General features: G+C 55.2%; 16 protein-coding genes. 7 read left to right on the top strand and 9 right to left on the bottom strand.

Going from position 1 to position 21,311, the window contains the following annotated elements; all coding sequences use genetic code 11:
- Positions 1-18 precede the first annotated feature (18 nt).
- A complete protein-coding gene (locus tag SH573x_RS20400; RefSeq protein ID WP_479349594.1) occupies positions 19-1,731 on the top strand; it encodes a cyanophycinase in 1,713 nt (570 codons plus the stop codon).
- 24 nt (positions 1,732-1,755) lie between these two features.
- Positions 1,756-2,325 carry a hypothetical protein gene (locus tag SH573x_RS20395; protein ID WP_479349592.1) on the top strand — a complete coding sequence of 190 codons (570 nt, stop codon included), beginning with the start codon at positions 1,756-1,758 and terminating at the stop codon, positions 2,323-2,325.
- A 282-nt stretch (positions 2,326-2,607) separates the two neighbouring features.
- Here SH573x_RS20395 and SH573x_RS20390 read toward each other — a convergent pair whose 3' ends face one another.
- The 3 genes from SH573x_RS20390 to SH573x_RS20380 are packed head-to-tail and all read right to left on the bottom strand — an operon-like array spanning position 2,608 to position 5,139.
- The gene (locus SH573x_RS20390; protein WP_479349591.1) at positions 2,608-3,873 is read right to left on the bottom strand and encodes an NPCBM/NEW2 domain-containing protein; all 1,266 of its coding nucleotides are present in this window, start codon (positions 3,871-3,873) and stop codon (positions 2,608-2,610) included.
- Between the two features lie 22 nt (positions 3,874-3,895).
- Positions 3,896-4,861, bottom strand: coding sequence for an extracellular solute-binding protein (locus SH573x_RS20385; protein WP_479349590.1), 966 nt, complete (start codon positions 4,859-4,861; stop codon positions 3,896-3,898).
- A gap of 59 nt (positions 4,862-4,920) precedes the next feature.
- Entirely contained in the window at positions 4,921-5,139 is a 219-nt protein-coding gene (locus SH573x_RS20380; RefSeq protein WP_479349589.1) for a hypothetical protein, read from the bottom strand.
- A 138-nt stretch (positions 5,140-5,277) separates the two neighbouring features.
- Here SH573x_RS20380 and SH573x_RS20375 point away from each other — a divergent pair, with 138 nt between their 5' ends.
- Together SH573x_RS20375 and SH573x_RS20370 are read left to right on the top strand one after the other, a co-directional pair.
- Positions 5,278-6,096, top strand: coding sequence for a M48 family metallopeptidase (locus SH573x_RS20375; protein WP_479349588.1), 819 nt, complete (start codon positions 5,278-5,280; stop codon positions 6,094-6,096).
- Between the two features lie 101 nt (positions 6,097-6,197).
- The gene (locus SH573x_RS20370) at positions 6,198-7,514 is read left to right on the top strand and encodes a hemolysin family protein (RefSeq protein ID WP_479349587.1); all 1,317 of its coding nucleotides are present in this window, start codon (positions 6,198-6,200) and stop codon (positions 7,512-7,514) included.
- A 75-nt stretch (positions 7,515-7,589) separates the two neighbouring features.
- Here SH573x_RS20370 and SH573x_RS20365 read toward each other — a convergent pair whose 3' ends face one another.
- The 6 genes from SH573x_RS20365 to SH573x_RS20340 form a co-directional block, all read right to left on the bottom strand.
- Positions 7,590-8,123, bottom strand: a complete 534-nt coding sequence (locus SH573x_RS20365; protein WP_479349586.1) for a DUF1697 domain-containing protein — start codon at positions 8,121-8,123, stop codon at positions 7,590-7,592.
- A gap of 58 nt (positions 8,124-8,181) precedes the next feature.
- A complete protein-coding gene (locus tag SH573x_RS20360) occupies positions 8,182-10,410 on the bottom strand; it encodes a PQQ-dependent sugar dehydrogenase (protein ID WP_479349585.1) in 2,229 nt (742 codons plus the stop codon).
- A gap of 442 nt (positions 10,411-10,852) precedes the next feature.
- On the bottom strand, positions 10,853-12,679 hold the full coding sequence (gene typA, locus SH573x_RS20355; protein ID WP_479349584.1) for a translational GTPase TypA: 1,827 nt from the start codon (positions 12,677-12,679) through the stop codon (positions 10,853-10,855).
- 466 nt (positions 12,680-13,145) lie between these two features.
- On the bottom strand, positions 13,146-15,161 hold the full coding sequence (locus SH573x_RS20350) for a DUF4340 domain-containing protein (RefSeq protein ID WP_479349583.1): 2,016 nt from the start codon (positions 15,159-15,161) through the stop codon (positions 13,146-13,148).
- A 147-nt stretch (positions 15,162-15,308) separates the two neighbouring features.
- Complete coding sequence (locus SH573x_RS20345) at positions 15,309-18,254, bottom strand: Gldg family protein (RefSeq protein WP_479349582.1); 2,946 nt, start codon at positions 18,252-18,254, stop codon at positions 15,309-15,311.
- A 19-nt stretch (positions 18,255-18,273) separates the two neighbouring features.
- A complete protein-coding gene (locus tag SH573x_RS20340) occupies positions 18,274-18,981 on the bottom strand; it encodes an ABC transporter ATP-binding protein (RefSeq protein WP_479356775.1) in 708 nt (235 codons plus the stop codon).
- Positions 18,982-19,307: 326 nt separating this feature from the next.
- Here SH573x_RS20340 and SH573x_RS20335 point away from each other — a divergent pair, with 326 nt between their 5' ends.
- Genes SH573x_RS20335 through SH573x_RS20325 form a run of 3 tightly spaced genes read left to right on the top strand, consistent with a single transcriptional unit; the run spans position 19,308 to position 21,157 of the window.
- On the top strand, positions 19,308-19,619 hold the full coding sequence (locus SH573x_RS20335) for a Dabb family protein (protein ID WP_479349581.1): 312 nt from the start codon (positions 19,308-19,310) through the stop codon (positions 19,617-19,619).
- A 49-nt stretch (positions 19,620-19,668) separates the two neighbouring features.
- Positions 19,669-20,910: a Glu/Leu/Phe/Val family dehydrogenase gene (locus tag SH573x_RS20330; protein ID WP_479349580.1), complete on the top strand. Its 1,242-nt coding sequence runs from the start codon at positions 19,669-19,671 to the stop codon at positions 20,908-20,910.
- Between the two features lie 43 nt (positions 20,911-20,953).
- The gene (locus SH573x_RS20325; protein WP_479349579.1) at positions 20,954-21,157 is read left to right on the top strand and encodes a hypothetical protein; all 204 of its coding nucleotides are present in this window, start codon (positions 20,954-20,956) and stop codon (positions 21,155-21,157) included.
- The last annotated feature ends 154 nt before the right edge of the window (positions 21,158-21,311 follow it).

The raw sequence follows: 21,311 nt of genomic DNA, 5'->3' as shown, positions 1-21,311 counted from the left end.
CCGATTGGATGTGTCGACGTGCTTAAGCAGAGTTTATTACTGTTGGCTGGGCTGATGATCAACATGCCATTGAACTTTGCCAGTGATACGTCGGCCGTGGGTGGGCATTTGATCATCATCGGCGGTGGCCTGCGATTGGATAACCGGCCGGTGTTCGAGACTTTGATTCAACTCTCAGGCGGACGTGACGGTTCGAAAATTGTAATTCTGCCGACGGCCAGTTACTCGACGGCTGATTCGCACTTGTTCGCCAAGGAACTGGCTACTTTTGGTATTCCGGCTGAGCGTGCCCAAGTTCTGGATGTTACCGAGCACAATGCTCGCGCGGCGACCAGCGATGCGGCGATACTAGCGCAGGTTAAGCAGGCGACATGCTGCTTCATCTCAGGCGGTGATCAGCGTCGTCTGGTGAGGGCGCTGACTAAACCGGATGGCAGCGATACACCGCTGCTGGCCGAGATGCGTGCGCTGTGGGCGCGGGGTGGCGTGATCGCCGGCACCAGTGCAGGCGCATCGGCTCAGAGCGCCACGATGTTGGCAGTCTCTGGATTGCCCGACATGTTGATCGACGAAGGTTTTGATACGCTGGACTTTGGCATACGCCATGATCAGCGTCAGCGGGGATTGCTGATTACGCGTGGTTTTGGGTTTTTTGATGCCGGCATCATCGACCAGCACTTCTATCACTTTCGCGGGCGACTCTCGCGCTTGATACGCGCGGTCGATCATGGCCAGGTACCATTCGGTTTTGGCATCGAAGAGAATACGGCTCTAATTGTCGAACCCAATGGCCGGTGTCGAGTTCTGGGGGCCGGTTTGGTGACGATTATCAAAACGCCCAAGCGCGGACTGGATGGTCCCAGCGGTTATAAAATTGATGGCGTCCAGTTAACAGCCCTGTCCGATGGCGATACCTTCGATCCAAAAACTGAAGCCATCACCATCGATCCGGCCAAGCCACTGCATACGCTGGAAAAAGCAGAATACAACGGTAACTTCTTGATCAGCGATATCGCCGCCGGTCGATCGGCTCAGTTTGCACTGATTGCCGGATTAGCTGAGAATCAAAAGTCGTTTCAAGACTCGATCATGCTGAAGCATCATCATGACTGGTCGCACGGCTATCGCATCGGCCTGCGCAAGACCGACACGACTCGCGCGTACACCGGCGTGATGAACGGTGAATGGACCTATAGCCTGCTGAGTGTATCGGTCGATATCGCGCCCATCGTTAACGGCTTGAAACCGGCCGATTCTCATCTGCCCGCTGATGCACCGGCGAATAGGCAGTTGGCGCTGGCCATGACGGCCTTGTCCTTTCGCGGGATAATGCCACTGGACCAGCAGCTGAATTTTCGCGGCCAGCAACCCATGTCGCGGGGTGAGCTGGCATCGGCGCTTGCGCGCAGCGCGCATCTACATGCAACTAATCCGAAGGTTACCCTGATCGAAGATGTCGATTGGCATACACTCGACGGCCAAGAGATCTATAGTGCGGTGGCGGCTGGATTTATCGGTGTAGATGATGCGAGGCAATTTCGCGCCAGTGAGCATGTTACGTGCGATCAAGCCGCTCATGCACTGCGCAAGCTCGCGCTTTACGATCGCAACGAAATTCAGCCCGAACTACTTCAGCAACTGGGCGCGATCGAACAGCGAGCCGCTGAGCCGATCACTCGCGAAGAAGTCGCACGAGTACTATTCGATATTCTGAATTTTCAGTTCCAATGATCCGTCGACGCGATTAGATATACAGTGTTACCCATCCGCATTGTCAAGCTTGGTGGCAGCGTGCTCGATCAGCGCGATTATGCGCGTGCACTCGATACCTGGCTTGAGATGCAAGCACCGGCCCGCACGCTCGTTTTGGTCGGTGGCGGTCGACCGGTGGATGCCGTGCGTGAATTGGCGCAGCTCAATCCCTATCCCGAGGACCTGCTGCACTGGATCTGTATCGATTTGATGGACACTAGCTTTCGACTGGCATCGTCGGCCATGTCTCAGTGGTCGCAAATTGAAGACGCACAGCACCTGCGGGCCTGGTGCCAGGCCGGTAGTGCTAACAGCATTGTGCATGTCCGAGCTTTTTATGATCGCTCAAGCGATTTGCCCATCGGTTGGCAAACCACCAGTGACACGTTATCTGCACATCTGGCCGCAGTTGTCGATGCTCGAGAACTGGTACTGATCAAATCATGCAGTGCCTCAGCGATTCAGAGTCGAACTTGGCAAGAGCTGGCTGATAGCGGAGTAGTGGATGCCGAGTTTCCCGCGATCGTCGCCAGACTCGTCGCCTGCGCAGTCCGTGTTGAAGGATTAAGGTAGGAGTAAGGTGTAAGAGGTCTGGGTGGCACTGGCAATGCGCAGCATAGCCAGTGCTCCAAACGAAGCGGTACGATTTGCCCTGCGGCTGACTTGGCTAATGAAACCGAAGTTTCCAAGTACCCTAACAGAGCTCATTGGCCAAGGAACGAACCCGTCAGGCAGTGACCTGGGATGCTGTATCCAAAAATTCGCTGCCATTGGTACAGTGACAGGGCTCGCCACCTGCACTACTTCGTTCCATGCACTGGCTTTGCTGCGCATTGCCAGTGCCACCCGAAGTCCTTACTCCTTACTCCTTACTCCCACCACTCTGGCGTCGCGCCATAGGACGTGGTCACCCAGTGTGCCATCGGTGGTGGATTCGACCAGCAGCACAATCAGTTGTGCGCCGCTGACATCCACACGCACATCGATCGGCGCTGAGCTGTCGTCGAGAACGGGCGACTGAAAGGCGCTGGATAGCTGATTGTTTTTGCCGAGCAGCACTTGGCATTTAGCGCTACCCGGAGCTGGTGGTATCGAACCTGCGGTTGCCTCGCGCCACAGAGTGATGTTGGCCAGGAAGGTCGCGGGTTTGCCATCCCAGCGATAGGCAACTTGCGCAGGCGAATGAATAACGAGTGCTTTTTCTATGGGCAACTCGCCAGAATACAACCTCTTGCCGAACAAATCGCGGTTTCTACCCAGTGGCCAGGCGACTCGGCTGGCACTATCCAGCAATCGATAACGAGCGGGTTCTGTGTCGCTCAACCAATGGGCCCGGTCGTTGTGTCCGGCCACTTCGACCAAGGCCATTACAAATTCTTCTGCAGTATCAAGTGTTGTCAGTTTCAGCTTGCTGTCCAGTTGCAATTCAACTCGTCCATCGGCCAGGCGTTTCAGCGATTGAATTTTCAGACGTGATGCATCGGTCAAAGTCACGCTGGTGCGCTGGGCACTATCTGGCAGGGCCAATCGTAATACGGGGCTAAAGGTGATCCCGCTGATCTCTTCGTCTGGCAGCGCGACACTTTCGTCGCTATTTTCCGGTTTGAGCGACCAGGTGAGTCGGCTGGGGCCGCCGGTGATTTTTGACGAGCTCAACTTCGACTTGACCACTCCCGCAATCGGTTCGCCGCGCTTCTTCCAGACCTTGTCCGAGGCTCCGGTGTGCAGGAGCATTTGAGTCTGCAAATCGATTGTTTGCCGAACGCCAGGCGAGGGCTGCGTGACGATAGCGCGAATTTGATCAAGTCGCAAGTCGATCGATTCAAACCAGTCGCTCGCTAGCTGCAGCGAGTTGTCAGAGGTCCAGACGATCCTCCCACTCAACCAAGAACCGTCCGCCAGGGCCACGCAAACTTGACTGTTAATTGCCTTGGATCGATTCCACCACACAATCTCACCGGGCTCTGCCACAGTTTGCTGTTGAGGAGATTGGAAGACAAAGCTGCCAGATGGATTGATATCTACAAGCAACGATTGGGGCACACTCTTGTCCAGCAAATGCAGCGTTGAAGCTGTTTGCGCGACCGATGGACTACTGACTAACAGTAGACTTGCGGTCAAGAGAGCGACACAGGGCGAGCACTTATTGCCCACGATAGATCTTTCGCAGGTTTGCGCTAGAGGCCTCCCATTGCTGGGCCGCCGTAGTAAAGTCGATATCCATGTAGCGCGTGCCGGGCGGTGGCGCGGCTCGAGATTTTTGCGGGTGACCCGGGCGAACTGGGATGTTGCCGCTGGGGCTCATTGCCAGTCGGCCCTCGATGTCTTCGCTTAACAAGTAGCGAGCCAGTTCTTTAGCAGCCACAGGATGTTTGGTTCCTTTGACTACGCCCAGCGTGTTGGGGATCAACAAAGTGCCGAGTTGGTCAGTTGCTTGATCAGGAAAGACGATGGCCACCGGGAGGCCATTGTCTTGTTCGATCAGTGCATCGTCGGTATCGGTTAAGCCAAAGGCAACCTGGCCCGATGAGACGGCCAGCGCGACTTGCTTGTTACCCGACAGCACCACTGCGTTGTCTTTGACTTGGGTGAAGAAATCGGTCGCTGGTTGTTCGCCGAGTTTCGTTTGTAGGACTGCGAAGTGTGTGGCGGTCGTTCCGAACAGGGGCAAAGCGACCGCGCACTTTTGATTCCAGCGCGGATCGGCCAGTTCCATGACCGATTTCGGCCATTGTGTTTCATCCGGCAACAACTGCCGATTAATGATCAAGATCCGCGCGCGAGCCGCAAAGGCGATCCAAGTGTTGTTCGGCGAGCGCATATTCTTGGGCCAATCGCTGGGCACGCCCCAAGATGTGCTCTGCAACAGGCCGGCTTTCTCAAGTCGTAACGTATGCAGGATCTCGTTATTCCAGAACAGATCGCAGCGCGGGGCGCTGGCTTCGTTCTCGATGCGATTGACCAGGCCGACCGTCTTGGTGGATTCAACGTCATAGGTAGCGGCGACCGTTGTTTCGGGGTGTCGCCGCTGGAAGGCAGCCATGATGGGCGTGGCGATCTCGCGGTCAGCAGCTGAGTAAACAACCACTTCGTTTTCCGCGCGTTTCACACAGCCCACTTGCATGAGCAGCAGACTGGCAAGAACTACGCAGGGGCGAATCGTCCACGTTAGAACAGCAATGATAATCCCACTCCCATCAAAAACAGACCGATCGCCGCGTACGCAACCACTACCGCACGTTTGCCACCCATTTGTTCGAGGCCTTGTGCGATGCCAGACCAATGCACCAGCCGACCACCACTGCAGGCGGCCACCAGAGCCGCACCCCCTAAGGCCAATGCGACCAGTCCCACCAACAAATCCTGAGATTGGGAAGCAAACTGCATCGAATACTTATTGCTAGCTAATGTGAAGGACGAGCAAATCGCTCTTTGCGGCCCAGGAGCATTGGGCTAGTATTGCCCAGTTACGCTTACCCCCTATCCTACCCCAGGACACTCGACGCGAACAGGATTGACCTCGTCATGGATCGACGAACGATGCTCAAAAGGACGCTCGCCTGGAGCGTGCCGACATGCAGTTGTTTGCTGGGCTGCAAGTCTGCGCCGTACACGGGTCGCAAACAACTGATCTTTGTGCCTGAGTCGCAAGAGGTCAGTCTGGGCCAGACTGCGTTCACGGATGTCTTGTCCAAAGAAAAAATAAGTGAGAACGTGCGTTTTCAGCAAATCGTCGAACGCGTAGGGCAGCGCATTTCGGGCGTTAGCGGCCGCACCGACTATCAATGGGAAACGAAAGTGGTCGCCTCCGAAACACAAAATGCGTTCTGTCTGCCTGGTGGCAAGATCGTCGTGTACGAAGGTATACTACCGATATGCCAAAACGAAGCTGGATTGGCCGTGGTGATGAGCCACGAAGTTGCGCACGTGCTGGCGCGGCATGGCGGAGAACGCATGAGTCAAACCGCTGCCGTCAACGGTGCGCAGAGCCTGGTCGGTTTCGTGATGCGCAATCAAGAACAAGTCACCAAGGACATCGCGCTCCGCGCCTACGGTATCGGCTCAGAGTACGGATTCTTGTTGCCTTACAGTCGCAAGCACGAACTGGAAGCCGATCAGATCGGCCTGACACTCATGGCCCAAGCCGGTTACGATCCCACGGAAGCCCCCAAATTCTGGAAGCGTTTTGCCGGAGCCAATACGGGGACTAAGCCGGCTGAGTTTATGTCGACGCATCCATCGGACGAACGTCGCGCCCTTGACTTGGAAGGCAAGTTGCCAGAAGCGCTGCAATTATATTCGTCGACGCAAAACCAGGTTGGTCTCGGAGAGACTATCATTTGAGATACGGACATCTCATGCTTGAGTTTCACGCTTAAGTTCTCATTCTACGATCCTCAGATTTCAATTCTCGCAATTCATAATTCAAGTCTTAACTCACTGGCATGGCAAGTTTGGAACTGTTAGTCGTTCTGGCGATGGTGCTGGTGAACGCGGTCTTTGCAGCCTACGAGATTGCCTTAGCTTCAATCTCGGTCTCGCGTTTGCACGTGTTGATCAACGACAATCGCTCTGGTGCCCGAGCCGCGTTGGAAATGAAGGAAGGCATCGAGCGCAGTCTGGCTGTGGTTCAACTGGGTATAACGCTGGTCGGCTTGATCGCGGGCGCCACCAGTGGTGCTAGTGCCGGCGAAGATATCGCGCCGATCCTGAAGAACTGGGGACTGGGTGACACCATGGCCGATGCGCTGGCCATCACTCTAGTGGTGGTCCCGCTGACCGTTGTCACGATTGTGGTCGGTGAGTTGGTGCCGAAGCTCTTCGCCCTGCGACACAAAGAGTGGGTCTGTTTGCGGCTGTCGCCGGCGATGTGGGGATTCTCGATGGCTGCCTGGCCGTTGGTCTGGACGCTCGAAACATCCGCTTCGTATATCATGGACTTTGTCGAACATTTCTGGCGGCCGCGCACTCCCGGCAGCCAACGTTCCGAAGCGGCTGAATTGCAAGAGTTGCGAGCCATCGCCAGCCTGGCACGCACCTCGCGCCTGATCGGCGCTCGCGAAGAAAATATCATTCTGGGGGCTGCCAGACTCTCCAGCCGTCAACTGCGCGAAATCATGTTGCCGGCTGAACATATCAGCATGTTGAACTTGGGTGATTCCATCTCGGCAACGCTGCTGGCCGCGCATTTGGACATGCACACGCGATTTCCAGTTGCCGAAGTGACGGGTGATCCCCAGACGATCGTGGGCTACGTGACCTTCAAAGATATCATCGCAGTTCTGAAGAACAGTCCCAGCGAACCATCGATTCGCTCAATCGTGCGCGGTATCCCGAGTCTATATGAAGACTTGCCGATATCGATCGCGCTGGAACAACTAATGCGTGAACACACGCACATCGCTCTGGTGCGCGATCACAAACAAAACGTCTTGGGCATGATTACGCTCGAAGACATCATGGAAGAGCTGATCGGGGACATTCAGGATGAATATGATCTTTTGCCTCTGCATGTGCTGAAAGCCGGTAATGGTTGGGTAGTAGGTGGCGGACTGAGCCCCTTGAGATTCCGAGACTTGACTGGCCAAGATCTGAAAGCCCTCGACGGAGGTGCTGAAGTTCATAACCTATCCAGCTGGATTCAACAGCGTATCGGCCGCATCCCTACCGGTGGCGAAGAGATCATCCACGAAGGCTACCGAATCGTAGTCCGCAAAGTCCGCCGCCAACGAGTCTTGGAAGCTTCAATAGCCCCAGTGTGACCCCGTAGCCGAAGTCGCCAGACTTTGGACGATCTAACATTACGCGTCCAAAGTCTGGCGACTTCGGCTACGGGGTCAGGCACACATCCCGTGCAGCTTTTCGACCGTGCGATAGTTGCGCGCGGTGGTGGTAACGCCGAGATGTTTTTCTACGGCTGCGGCCAGCTTCGAACGCCCGAGACCATCCGGGGTGTGCAGGTACAACACTGCGTCTGTCAATTTAAAACTCTCGCTCGCCAGTTTGAGCTGCTCGAGAGCTTTCAAATTTGGTTTGCTGGCGGGGCTGGCCAGAAAATAGAAGTGCAAGGTAGTCGGTTGGCTCGTCGCATCGGGGTAGGGATTCTGGTCCAGAGCCCTCTGCATTTCATCGCTCGTCAATAGCAACACAGCTGGCCGGAATCCGTGATGCTGGTCGACAAGTTCGACAATCTTCTGCGTCAACTTGGCTTTCGACTCGCGGCCACAATCGAACAGCACGTTACCGCTCTGAATGTACGTACGCACGTTGGTCAGCTTGAGGGACTCTAGTTCCACTTTCAGCTTGGCCATTGGCAACATGTTCTTGCCGCCAACGTTGATGCCGCGAAAGAGTGCTATCCAAGTTGGCATGTTTTGAGCGCCGTGACTGCAACAAAAGATTGGAACGACACAAGTTTACTGGATCCGTTTATTGGGCCGCTTGGCCATTGATCCATTGCTGCATCAATTCCAGCCCTTGTTGATCTACATTGAACGTGGCTAGCGGTGGCATTTGGCCTGGACCACGACGCTGCATGCGAATAGGCAATAGCGAGCGCTCGGCTGCGCCAGGTGCAACCAAGCGAGCCTCGGGGATCTTGAAGGCATCATGTTGGGGCGAGGCGTCCAGGATGCGCATCTTGTCTAACAACGTATGCGCTGATAATTCCATTTTGGAATTGCCACCACCTGCTTCCGTATGACAGTGAGCACAATTGGCATGCAGATAAGCTCGCACGCGCGCCTCGAGGGGTTGGGACGTGTCGGCAGGATCAGCCAACTGTGGATACTCGCCACTGGCTTTGGGCAATTGGCCGGTTGCCGACGATTGATCCGTGCTGTCGGGCATCTTCAGCATGCCGATATGGGCCAACGTTCGCAATTGATTGTCTTGGATGCCACCATAATCGTGCACGTGGTTCATTTGCGCAGTCGACAAACCCAGCACGTAATTGGCTGCGCGCGAATGGCAGACCATACATTCGGTACGGCTGGGATATCGCCACGGTTGCTCGGTCACCTGGTGACTATCACGAGTATGGCTGACGCGGAACGTTTGATTTGTGCCGGCAGCAGGCACCAGCGTCGCATCGGTTTGCTCTTCGTTCCAGCGATACGAATAACCGAACCACTCCTTGTCGACCTTCGTCATAATTCGCGTTTCGATGCGCTGGTCGACAACTTTGTTGCCACTCGCGATCGGTAACGAGAAGGTCTTGACGAGCACGCTGCCGCTAGGAAAATTCCAGCCCCAGTTCTCGGTGCCTTCGATCTGGCCCTCGGTGGGAACTGCCATCGCGCGACCCTTGCTCGCTCCATCGGACCACAGCGGCGACTGAACCGAGTAAGAAACGAGACCAGCGCCGAGCGTGCCTTGCGCGATGTTGGAATAGAGTTCAGTCTGGCTGAGAAGAGTAGGGAAGGGCTGCGATTGGTCCTGTGGTGGTTGGATCTCCAGTTGATACAAACCACCTTCATGATCCGCAATCAAGAGTTCACCTTGCGTATTAGTCCCGAAGCCGGCGATCTGGAGCGTGGATCGCGCGATATGTTTATGCCACAGCACACTTTGTCCGTCGTGACGCACCGCCCACATGTTGCCCGTTGAATAATCGCCGTAGATATAAGCCCCCACCAACTCTGGGAACTGCTGGCCACGATAGACAATTCCTCCGGTCAGCGAACGGGCTTCGGAGTGAGGATGTTCGACGGTGGGCGCAGCCAACGGAGCAGGGCCTTGCTGCCGCTGCGGTTGAAATGGATGACTACCTTCATTGACGCTCCAGCCATAGTTCTCGCCTTTGCGAATCAAGTGGGCCGTCTCCCACAAGTCCTGGCCGTTGTTGCCGACCCACAACTGGTCCGACAGGCGGTCGTAGGTCATGCGCCATGGATTGCGCAAGCCAAACGCCCAAATCTCCGGCCGTGCGCCTGGCACACTTACAAACGGATTGTCAGGTGGCACGCTATAAGGCTGATCACCTGTGACATGATCAACGTCAATGCGAATTACCGAACCATTGATGGTCGACAGATCTTGGCCCGTCAAGTTCACATCCGAATCGGAGGTGCCGTCGCCAGCAGTTACATACAACATGCCATCGTTGGCGAAGGCCAGATCACCTCCATTGTGTCCATCTGAGGGCCACTCGATGATCAGCTTGAGACCGTCCTTGTCAAACTTCGGTGGCCAATCGCTGGCGACCGTAGTGCGATAGACCTTGGTGGCTACTTTGTCCAGCTGGTCCGATTTGCCGTTGCAGCCGATGAAGACGAGCCGATTGGTGGCAAACTGCGGATGAAACGCAATGCCGTAAATGATCTCCGGTATTTCAAGCAGCGGTTCAGTCGCAGTTGCGTCTGGGTCATCGTGAAAGCCTTCGATGAAACCTGGGCCGGCATAACCTTCGCGATGGGTGATCAACCACATCCCATGGCTCTGGGGAAAAGAGCCTACTGTCAACAAGCCCTTGCGCTCGATCTGCCCGTAAGCTCGCACTGGGCGATAAGGCGGCAAAGGATCCGGAAAGCCGTTGAGTGTTTTGTTGCTCCACGCTGGACGCTGGTCCAATCCAAAAGCCGGTTCCTCCGCATCTGCGGTCCCGATGGGAATATTGACGAGCAGAAACAGGCAAATCGGCAATAGAGCTCGCATCATGTTGTGTCCCCCGTCAGCGTCACCTCGCGCAATGATTCTGCGAACTAGTCTACGCCGAGACGAAAGGCACGGCCAGTGCCGCGACCTTTGGAGTGCGGTGTCATCTGGCACCGCTTTGATGTAAGTAAAGTCTCAAGCCGCAGCCTGAGTTATTCTGAAAGTTTGAAGTCCCCAGGTTCGCGCAGGCTGCGGTAAAGTTTGGTTATCACATCAAAGCTACGGCTGCGCCGCAGCACTCCAAGGAGTCACTCTGAATGTCCGCATCACCTAGTTCGCGCAGGTCTTTGGAGTGCGGTGTCATCTGGCACCGCTTTGATGTAAGTAAAGTCTCAAGCCGCAGCCTGAGTTATTCTGAAAGTTTGAAGTCCCCAGGTTCGCGCAGGCTGCGGTAAAGTTGGGTTATCACATCAAAGCTACGGCTTCGCCGCAGCACTCCAAGGAGTTACTGGCTTGCCAGCGAGGCAGCGCGGCCGCCTCGGCGTCGTTCGGATTCGCGGAGCTGCATCTTGCGGAGGCGAATATTCTTGGGAGTGATCTCGACCAGCTCGTCGTCCTCGATGTATTCCAGGGCGGCTTCCAGGAACAGCAAACGCGGCGGTTTGAGAATAATGTTTTCATCCGAGCCAGCAGCTCGAATGTTCGTCAACTTCTTCTCGCGACAAGGATTGACCACCAAGTCATTATCGCGCGCGTTTTCGCCTACGATCATGCCTTCGTAGACTTCGTCCCCCGGCGCGACAAATAGTTCGCTGCGTTCTTGTAGACCAAACAGTGCAAAACCAACTGCTTTGCCTGTAACCATCGAGACCAATACACCGTTGGTGCGATGAGGCACTTCGCCTTCTTGTGGTTTATAGCCCGAGAATCGATGGTGGATGATGGCTGTGCCTTGAGTGGCATTGAGCAAGCGGGTTCGCAGGCCGATCAAACCGCGAGCCGGAATATCGAAACGCAGCAGCGTGTAAGACCCGCGGGGAATCATTTCCTCGACGGTGCCGCGACGATAGCCCACCAGTTCCATGACCGGCCCGACTTTATCCGTGGGAACTTCGACGGTTAGTGTCTCAAAGGGCTCGTGGACTTTGCCGTTAACGGTACGCGTAACCACACGCGGCTTGCCTACCGACATCTCGAAGCCTTCGCGGCGCATGGTTTCGATCAGCACGGCCAAGTGCAATACACCGCGTCCACGCACAGCATAAGCCTCCGCGCCTTCAACCGTAGACATCCGCAGTGCGACGTTCTTTTCCAGTTCGCGATCCAAGCGAGTCTTCAGTTGACGCGTCGTAACGTACTTGCCGTCTTTACCAACAAACGGTGAGTTGTTGACGCTGAAGATCATTTCGAGCGTAGGTTCGTCGACTTTGAGTCGCTCCAGAGGTCGCACATCACCCCGGGCACATACGGTGTCACCGATCTCGATATCTTCCATGCCCACAACGGCCACCACGTCGCCGGCGGTGGCTTCCGCTACTTCGACGCGGCTCAGTTTGTCAAAGATAGATAGCGAAGCAATTTGTGCAGGAACGACTACGCCTTTGTCCTTCGCCAAATCCACAGCTTGACCGCTCTTGATCCGGCCAGCTTGAATGCGTCCGATCGCGATGCGTCCCACATACTCGGACCAGTCCAAGTTGGTGACCAACATCTGCAGAGGTGCTTCCGGTTCAACTTCCGGACCCGGGATGGATGCCAGGATCATATCCAACAGTGGTTCCATCGACGTGCCGCGCACATCCGGGTCCAGCGTGGCATAACCTTCGCGAGCCGAAGCAAAGATATGATGGAATTCATCCAAGTGATCTTCACCACCGAGGTCCACCAGCAATTCCAGGGCTTCGTCGAGCGCTTCGTGCGAACGAGCATCGGGACGGTCAATCTTGTTGATGACCACAATCGGCTTGACGCCTACTTCGAGCGCTTTGCTGAGCACAAATCGCGTTTGTGGCATCGGGCCTTCGGCCGCGTCCACCAAGACCAAGGCACCATCAGCCATCCGCACCACACGCTCCACCTCGCCACCAAAATCGGCGTGGCCCGGCGTATCAATGATGTTGATCTTGATGCCCTTGTAGTTGAGCGCAATGTTCTTGCTGAGAATCGTGATGCCACGTTCACGCTCGAGGTCGTTGCTATCAAGAATGCGATCAGCAGTTAACTGAGAATCGCGGAATTGCCCAGATTGTTTGAGCAAGCAATCGACCAACGAAGTCTTTCCGTGGTCAACGTGAGCAATGATAACTATGTTCCGAAGATCGTCCCGACGCATAAATGTGGTACTCAGCCGCAAAGACATTGGATCGCTAACGACCGCGAATTTACCTTGCCGCCATGCAAGGGCGTCTCGGTCGCCATTAACAACAAACTTCAAAAAGGTGCTCAGGATCGCCGTCTGAACCGGACCGCCCTGACACCTGCGGCATTTTCCAGATTCCTGATCCTCCCTGCTAGAGCGATATTTTTGTCGCTAGCGGGAAATTTCATAAGAGGGTAAATCGTGGATTAGTCGAGATTTACGAGAAATAAACACTGTCGCCTCCCTTAAGGCTTCGGAGAGCGTACAGCTTTTAAGTCGAGCAATCGCATTGTGTTTAGGTTTTTGGGTGGCACTGGCAACGCGCAGCGTAGCCAGTGCCACCCTAAGGCCTTGGAAATGTAGCCGATCTCGCCAGAGATTGGGATTTGATCAGTGACGCATCCAAAGTCTGGCGACTTCGGCTACAGTCCAATACTGACTATTGCGGGCCGAGGTTTAGGTTCGGAGGCAGGCCTGGGAAAGATGGTGCGGCAGGCGCCCCGGGAGTGGTCGGAGCGGCTTTGGGGCCGAACAGCACGTCTCGCTTGAGCATCAGTTGCTTGAACGAGGAGTCATCGATCAGGTAATACCAATCGGCGAAACGGGCGTTCAACTCCTGCACTCGTTTGCGAGCCGCAGTCAGTTTTTCGTTACGAGCATCAATCAAACGCTGATTGGCTTTGGTGATCTCGTCTTGGACTACCGGCAAGCGATCCTTCAATTCTTCGTCGGTCATCGGCTTAACGGCCGCTGGTGCTGCCTGAGCAGCCGCATCGGTTGCAGTCGCGTCGGTTGCGGGCGGGGCTGCCGCATCGGCCACAGGAGCGGGAGTCGCTGGTGCGTCAGCTGGGGGCTGCGCTGCGGCGTCTTGTTCGTCGTCCGCTGAGACTTCATCGGTTTCTTCTGCGAGCTCGTCCCCTAGTTCTTCAGCAGAAGCCTCTTCTGCAGTAGCCTCTTCAGCTTTTGGTTCTTCGCTCTTAGGTTCTTCTGTGGCTGGCTCGGCAGCGGTGGCTTCTTCCGCCTGCGGTTCCTCCGCCTTTGGTTCTTCAGGTTGAGTGCTTTGTTCAGGCTTGGGAGTCTCAGGAGTAGCTTCAGCGGGTGCAGGTTCCGCTGGCGGGGTCGTTTCAGCTGGCGGCAGAGCAGGTGGCTGTTCGGCTGCCTTCTTCGCAGCTTCCGCCGCAGCTTTTTCTTCGTCGAGCTTCTTCAGATCATCGATGGTCTGCGGAATCGGTCGCAGCTCGGGAGCTGGAAAGCGAGTTTCGTCTACTGAAGCGGTTACCAGCAAGTAGCGTTCGCGTTTGGAAGTGGGAGTTTCAGCTTTGTCGTCACCACTGGCTTCTAGGGCGGCGCTAACGACGCTCTCTTCACCGAAACGCAAGGTATACCTGACGCCTTCGCGGGTGGTGAGAATTGTCTCACCGGCCGTCGCCAAAATCTCGGTCGCGCCACCAACTTCGTGGGGCACGAAACCTTGATCCAGCAAACTGACCATGCTCTCTTGGTTGTCTAACAGCGCTTTGTCAGCTTTGAGGTCGGCGGCCAACCCTTTGGGTTTGGGGCGCACGCCAACGATTTGCAGTGATTGGGCAGCAGTACGAATCGAGTTCAGCTTGTCCGATTTGATTTCATCGCCTTCAGCGATCTGATCGGGCTTGGGGTCGGCTCCTTCGAACGCCACCAGGCGATCGAGTGACCATTTGTTGCCGTTGGCGTCGTAGCTGAAATCCGCCTCCATGTTTTTTTCCATGGCCACGCTAACACCCTGCGCCGTAGCACGCTGCTGAGTGCGATAGTCGCGGATGGCAATGCCATTGATATCAACGCTTTTAACAGTTAGCAAGTCAGGCTTGATCCACTTCTTGAAATCGGTATTGAAGACCGAAGTGTCGATTTCAACCGTGTAGACTGGATCTTGGTTGGGGATACGTACAAAGTGCAGGGCGTCTTGCGTGCCGTCTTGTTTCTTGCCGATGATCAAACTGGCCATGGACTTGCCGGTGCTGTCGGCCACGTTGACCATCATGCCCACGCCCGTAATGCCGGCTTCGAGTTTATCGCTTGGTTCCACTACTCCATACAGCGCATGATCACTGCGGCTGGCATCCTGAATGACACTCAGGATCTTCAGTCCTGCCAGTGGCGAGGTTGCATTCTTGAGCTGTTCTTCGGCGTCGGCGGGGTAGTTGTACTCGGAAGGGATCTTCCATAAGCCGCTATCTTTGTCGCGTACGATTTCGAACGACTCCATGGAGAGTTTGTTCTCATCGAACTTGGTGATCTTCAGCGAGGAAGCTTTGGTGACGTCCGACGCTTCATCTTTGAACAGCAGATCACCCGCAGCCAGACCTCCCGATTCGTCTTCTTTGGTGATCGATACGGGACGCGTCAAAACCGCCAGCAATACTGCGATGGCAGCAATGGCGGCGAAGATGCCTGTCTTTTGAGTTTCGTTCACGGGACTCGTCTCCCACGTATGAGAATTGTCTGGCGTTGGATTTTGAAGCAATTGGTTACACACAGGCTGGAAGCCTATGCCACACAACGACACAGGCTGGAAGCCTATGCCACACAACGACACAGGCTGGAAGCCTATGCCACAACACTATCTTAAACGATTCTTGGAAATACCTTCGCGCTCACGCACGCGACGTGACACGAACACGGCGACGCCGACCAGCAGGGGTGGAATCGGCGGCAGGAAGATTGCCCAAAACTTGTATGCGTTTTGCAGGTTCAAGACTTCGGTGTCGGCTTTGCGACGACTTTCGGCGATGCCTTCGTCACGCACTTTCTCGAGCTGTTTCTTCTTGACGATGAAACGCCGCGCGATCAAGCCGCTTTGGATCTTGGCCTCTTGTTGCATCTGCATCAGTTGCTGGGCATCTTCGGGCGTGGCGATGCCTTTTTCTTGCACCGCGCGGACGCGATCCATGAACTTGTTTTCAACTTTCTGGTTTTCTTCTTCCAGCTTTTGAACTTCCGAGTTAAAAGTCTCTTGGAACTTCATCTGGACCTGGTCTTCTTCGCGGCGGAATTTTTCGCTTTGCTGTTCAACCAGTTGCAGAGTGCTGTGCTGTGGTTCATGACGACGAATGGCTGGATAGTCCGTTTCGCCAACCAAAGCATCGATGATGTTGAGCACGAAGGTCACGTTCTGGAAGCGGAAGCTGATGTCTTCGATCTGTTCAGGACGAGCTCGTACGTTCAGGAAGAACGATAACATGCAATCGAGGTCCGTAACGTAGACCACGCGAATCGGTTTGGCCCCGGCCGGTTTGTCGTCGGCTTTCTTGTCAGCGCTGGCATCAACTTTTGTTTCAGCCGGCTTGGCATCAGGTGCGGCGGGAGCAGTGCCTTCGATCATCACCGCCAACGTCTGCTTGCCCGTTGCTTTACCTTGCTTCATCCGCAGTTCAGCTTGCGAACTGGCGGCACGCAGACTGTTACGAGCGTCTTCAGCTTCCAAGAGTCCCGATATTTCGCCTGTGCGCACCAACTTGGTGAACTTCAGATCCTTGCGATCGCTGTCAACATTCAGCGTGCCGGCGTACAAGAACATCAATTCTTGCAGACCGGCAGTGATGACACTGTCTTCGCTGATCAAGTCTTCGTCCTGCGCCAACTCTTCGCGCACAAAGATCCACTCGTCTGTAGCCTGCATCAAGCGTTGGAGCTTGGGATAAGGATTGTATGGCTGCCATACCACTAGCGGATCGACCATCGACATACCCATGGCTGGCTTGTTAGGAACATTCAAACCTAGAACTTGCCAGAGTTCTTGGATATCGCCTTTGGGTTGTGGCCCGCCACCGCCGCCGAACATCCCGCCACCGGGCGCCTGTTTGGGTTCGCCGGTGCCAGGGATACCATCAAATCCGAATGGGACGGGGTCCTCAAAGATCGCAGCAGGCACGCCCGCTTTGACAGCCGCGACCACGTTGGGTAACTCTTGCGGACCCAACGACGATGGTTGCGCTATGAACAGTACATCAACTGAGTCAGTGGCAATCGTTTGCGAGGGATCAACATCGACCAGTTCGTACTGCTTGGCCAATTCCGACAGAATAGCTTGACGTGGAATCTGCTGAAATTGACCGCCGGCCATTGAGAAGCCGCCCATAAACTGAGCATCGGTCTTGACGACCCCCAGCTTCTTGCGTGTGGGTTGAGCCACGGTCTTGATGGATCGCACCAGTTCATATTCAACCGGTACACCGCTTTCGAAGAACGGTACCACGACTTTCGATAGACCACTGCGGAAGGCGGCGCCTAGAATCACTTTCTGATCGACAAACGCGCCACGCTCACGCACGCGAATGGTCTGCGGTTCGATGCCGAACTGCTTGGAAGCGATACTGGCTTGTTCGCTGAACGGTTCCAAGTTGTCGTGGATACGGACATCCAATTTGACTTTGCTGCTACTGGCCAGCGACTTGAACTCCTTCAGTCGAGCCAGCAGGTCGTACTTGGTGCGAGCGTATTGCTCGGGCACGTCTGCCGACATGTAGGCTTCGATAACGATTGGTCGTTCGGCTTCCAGGTTTCGAATCAGCTGACGAGTTGTGCTGCTGAGAGAGCTGACTTGGCCTTGAGTCATGTCGGTCCGCAACAAGTCATTGTTGCGGAAGAAATAAGTGCCGGCCAGCAAAATTGCAATCAGCATCACCACGCGGGTGAAGAAGTGCAAGAACATGACGTTGCCGTCTTTGCCACCGCTCCAGTGCCGCCTGCCGATCAAGACCATACACAGGTAAAGACCGAGCAGGATTACCAGCGAGAAATAGGCGACCGACGAAATACCAATCACACCCCGGCCGAAGTTATCGAATTGCTCGCGGATGCTAAACAGGCTGACAAAGCGGGCAATGTTGTTGTCTTCAACGATGACATCGGCCATAGCGGCAAACGCCAGCGGTGCATTGAAAAGGGCACCCAGGATAAAGCCCACGGTCAAGTTATGCGTCAAGAACGACGCGACCATGCCAACAGCCAACATGGCCATCCCGATGAACCAGTAACCAAAGTAGTTGGCAGCAAACAGTCCAGTGTCCAGGTTGCCTTGCGAGAGCAACATCAATACGCCAAAGGTGGCCAACTGCGAAAATAGCAGCGAGGTAGTGTAAATCGAGGCTGTGGCCAGATACTTGCCGATGACGATATCGAAGTCGTTGGCCGGCAACGTCAACAGCAACTCGTCGGTGCCTTGCCGCTTTTCATCCGCCCAGATGCTCATGGTAATGGCGGGAATGAAGAACAGCATGATGATCGGGAACCACTTGTTCAGCTGGTCGAGCGTAGCCAGGTTGGAACTGAAGAACTCGTGTGGCCAGAAGGCGGCCATTGAGGTCAGCAGTACGAACAAGCACAAAAACACGTAGCCGGTGGGGTTAGTGAAGTAACCCAAAAAGTTACGTTTGAGCACAGCGAAGGCGGCCCGTTTGGTGCTGGCCAAAATGGCCACGATCACCAACAGTCCAGCCACGAACACCAAGTCCATGCCCAACAGAACCAGAAAAGCCCACAGTTGATTGAGTCCTGAGTCGTCCATAATTTAGTTGTAAGCTACCTTACGCTGCTCCGGTTAGTTTGTGGAAGGCGACGTCGAGTTCACCCTTGGTCTTCAGTTCAGCTACGGTACCGTCGAAGACTTTGCGACCTTCGTTGATCATGATCACGCGGTCAGCCATGGCTTCGACTTCTTGCAGAATGTGCGTTGAGAGCAAAATCGTTTTGGTCTCGCGCAAGCGACGCATGGTGTTGCGGACTTCGCGAATCTGATTGGGGTCCAAACCGGCGGTCGGTTCGTCCAGGATCAACACATCGGGTTCATGCAACAGAGCTTGAGCCATACCGACGCGCTGGCGAAAGCCTTTAGAAAGCTTGCTGATGGCTTTTTGTTGAACGCTGCTCAGGTCGCACAACTCCACGACTGCTTCGATACGTTTCCTCTTGGAAGCGGGGTCCATACCGCGAGCTTCGGCAAAGAAGTCGAGCAGTCCCAGCGGCGTCATGTCGGGATACAGCGGACCATTTTCGGGCAGGTAACCCAAGTGCTTGGAGCCCGCCAGGCGATCGCCGAACATGTCGTGACCGGCGATTTTGGCGGCACCTTCGCTGGGCGCCAGGTAACCGGTCAGCATCTTCATCGTCGTGCTTTTGCCAGCCCCGTTGGGACCGAGAAATGCGACCAATTCGCCTTCGTAGACTTTGAAACTGATGTCGCGAGCGGCAGCGAAGGGGCCATAGAACTTTGAGAGCCCTTCCGCCTCGATCATCGCGCGCCGATTTTCAGTGGGTTGTGACACGCAGCACCTTTTCCAAGTTTATTTTCGAAGGAACAGTTATCCGTAACAGGTTTACGTCTAAGCCAGCATCCCGGTTCGGGCCAGGGACGCCCCAATCGTAGTCCGACTCGTCTGCCTGCGACACACGCGCTGGCGACCGTTCTGTCGCTCCGGCAGCATGCCGTAAGGTTTTACTCTCCAATGTCTTGCGCACAAGTGGGGGCCCCACGTTGCAGGCAGGGCAGGGGCGGTTACGATAGCACCCTATCAAGCTTACCTAACAGGCTTCATTTCGGGTTATTTAAAGAGGTTGATCCATGGCGCGGCTTGCTCATCATGTTTTCTTCACGTTGACTGACAATTCGCCGGCGAAAGTTGCCGAACTAATCGCAGCCTGTGAAAAATATCTGACCGACCATCCGGGGCTTGAATCGATCGACTTCGGCTCACTGAATCCCGATCTGGCTCGGCCCGTCAACGATCGAGGTTATGACGTAAGCTTGCATACGGTGTTTGTCGACAGAGCCGCCCATGACGCCTATCAAGATGCTCCCAGGCACAAACAATTCATCGAAGAGCAAAAGCCCAACTGGAAGCAGGTTCGCGTCTTCGACTCCGACCTGGCCTAAATCTTAAATCTCAGATCCCAGAATCCACATCTACTAGGGCCCGATCACCATGAGTGCTACCGAAGCCACCGACTACTTCTTCGAAACCGCTGCGGACCGACTCGAATTGCCGCAGTGGCTCCGCAAGCTGCTCAGGACACCCAAACGCGAAGTCACCGTTCAAGTGGTGTGCGAAATGGACGATGGGCGTGTCGAAACTTTCTTGGGCTACCGCGTGCAGCACGATAATGCACGCGGTCCGATGAAAGGCGGTCTGCGCTACCACCCGGCCGTTGATTTGGATGAAGTGCGGTCGCTGGCCAGTTTGATGACTTGGAAAACCGCGGTCGTCAACATTCCCTATGGTGGTGCCAAAGGCGGAGTTGGGGTGGATCCCAAACAACTCTCCCGCAAAGAATTGGAGAGGCTCACTCGCGGTTTCATTGACGAGATTCACGATATCATCGGGCCAGATACCGATGTCCCGGCTCCCGACATGGGAACCAACCATGAAGTCATGGCTTGGATTCGCAATCAATGGGAAAAATACCATGGGTTCAACCCAGCCGTGATCACCGGCAAACCGGTTGAAGAATATGGAGCCAAGGGTCGCGAAGAAGCCACCGGTCGCGGAGTTGGAATTCTGGCGGTGAAGTTCATGCGTCGCTTTGGTATCAAGCCAGACAGCTGTCGCACAGCCATTCAGGGCTTTGGCAACGTCGGTTCACACGCCGCCAAATTCCTCAGCGAAGCCACGTTTCCGATAGTGGCTGTCAGCGACGTTAGTGGCTGTTACTACGACCCCAATGGCCTCAATGTTTCGGAACTATTGCGATACACCATGCAAAACGGCGGCTCGCTGAGCGGGTATAAGCAAGCGCAAGTGTTGCCCGCCGACGAACTGCTTTTCCTCGACTGTGACTTGCTGATCCCCGCCGCTCTGGGCGGTGTCATCACGAAAGAAAACGTCGGCAAGATCAAAGCCAAGTCGATTATCGAAGGCGCCAACGGACCTATCTATCCCGAAGCCGATGAGATCCTGGCCCAGCGTGGTGTGACCGTGTTGCCGGATATCTTGGCCAATGCCGGTGGTGTGACGGTCAGTTACTTTGAATGGGTACAGAATCGCCAACACTACTCGTGGAGCCTGGACCGCGTGCGACAAGAACTCGATCGCACACTCAGCGATGCCTTCGAACAAGTCTGGCAGGAATCACAGAGAGCCAACGTGTCGCTACGCACCGCTGCTTTCATGATCGCCATCGCCCGCGTCCGACGAGCCACCGAACTAGCCGGCCTCAGCGGCGCATAGCCTCGTAGCGGAATGCGTCAAGCATTTCGAAAAACGTAGCGGAATGCGTCAAGCATTTCGATATGCCGACAAACCTTTAACTATCGAAATCCCAACGCCTTGGGGTGGCACTGGCAATGCGCAGCATGGCCAGTGCATGGAACGAAGTGGTGCGGTTGGCGAGCCTGTTGCCGTACCAATGGCAGCGAAGTTTTGGATACAGCCTGCCAGGGTGCTGCCGGTGACGGGTTGGTTCGTTGGCCAATGAGCGATCTCAGAGTGCTTTGAAACTTCGGATTCATTAGCTCAGGTCAACTGCAGCCCGAATATCAACCGCTTCGTTCTAAGCACTGGCTACGCTGCGCGTTGCCAGTGCCACCCAAAACCTTAAAAGCTTTGACTATTTCGTTATATGCGGGGGA

Source organism: Rania fehmarnensis (assembly GCF_056494185.1).
The sequence above is the reverse complement of the archived record's forward strand: the minus strand, read 5'-3'. Positions and strand labels throughout refer to the sequence as shown.

Bases quoted from the DNA above. Each gene is read 5' to 3' on its own strand.
- SH573x_RS20380 (WP_479349589.1), bottom strand. From the start codon at position 5,139: ATGCAGTTTGCTTCCCAATCTCAGGATTTGTTGGTGGGACTGGTCGCA.
- SH573x_RS20375 (WP_479349588.1), top strand. From the start codon at position 5,278: ATGGATCGACGAACGATGCTCAAAAGGACGCTCGCCTGGAGCGTGCCG.
- SH573x_RS20370 (WP_479349587.1), top strand. From the start codon at position 6,198: ATGGCAAGTTTGGAACTGTTAGTCGTTCTGGCGATGGTGCTGGTGAAC.
- SH573x_RS20365 (WP_479349586.1), bottom strand. From the start codon at position 8,123: ATGCCAACTTGGATAGCACTCTTTCGCGGCATCAACGTTGGCGGCAAG.
- SH573x_RS20360 (WP_479349585.1), bottom strand. From the start codon at position 10,410: ATGATGCGAGCTCTATTGCCGATTTGCCTGTTTCTGCTCGTCAATATT.
- typA (WP_479349584.1), bottom strand. From the start codon at position 12,679: ATGCGTCGGGACGATCTTCGGAACATAGTTATCATTGCTCACGTTGAC.
- SH573x_RS20345 (WP_479349582.1), bottom strand. From the start codon at position 18,254: ATGGACGACTCAGGACTCAATCAACTGTGGGCTTTTCTGGTTCTGTTG.
- SH573x_RS20340 (WP_479356775.1), bottom strand. From the start codon at position 18,981: ATGATCGAGGCGGAAGGGCTCTCAAAGTTCTATGGCCCCTTCGCTGCC.
- SH573x_RS20335 (WP_479349581.1), top strand. From the start codon at position 19,308: ATGGCGCGGCTTGCTCATCATGTTTTCTTCACGTTGACTGACAATTCG.
- SH573x_RS20330 (WP_479349580.1), top strand. From the start codon at position 19,669: ATGAGTGCTACCGAAGCCACCGACTACTTCTTCGAAACCGCTGCGGAC.
- SH573x_RS20325 (WP_479349579.1), top strand. From the start codon at position 20,954: ATGCGTCAAGCATTTCGATATGCCGACAAACCTTTAACTATCGAAATC.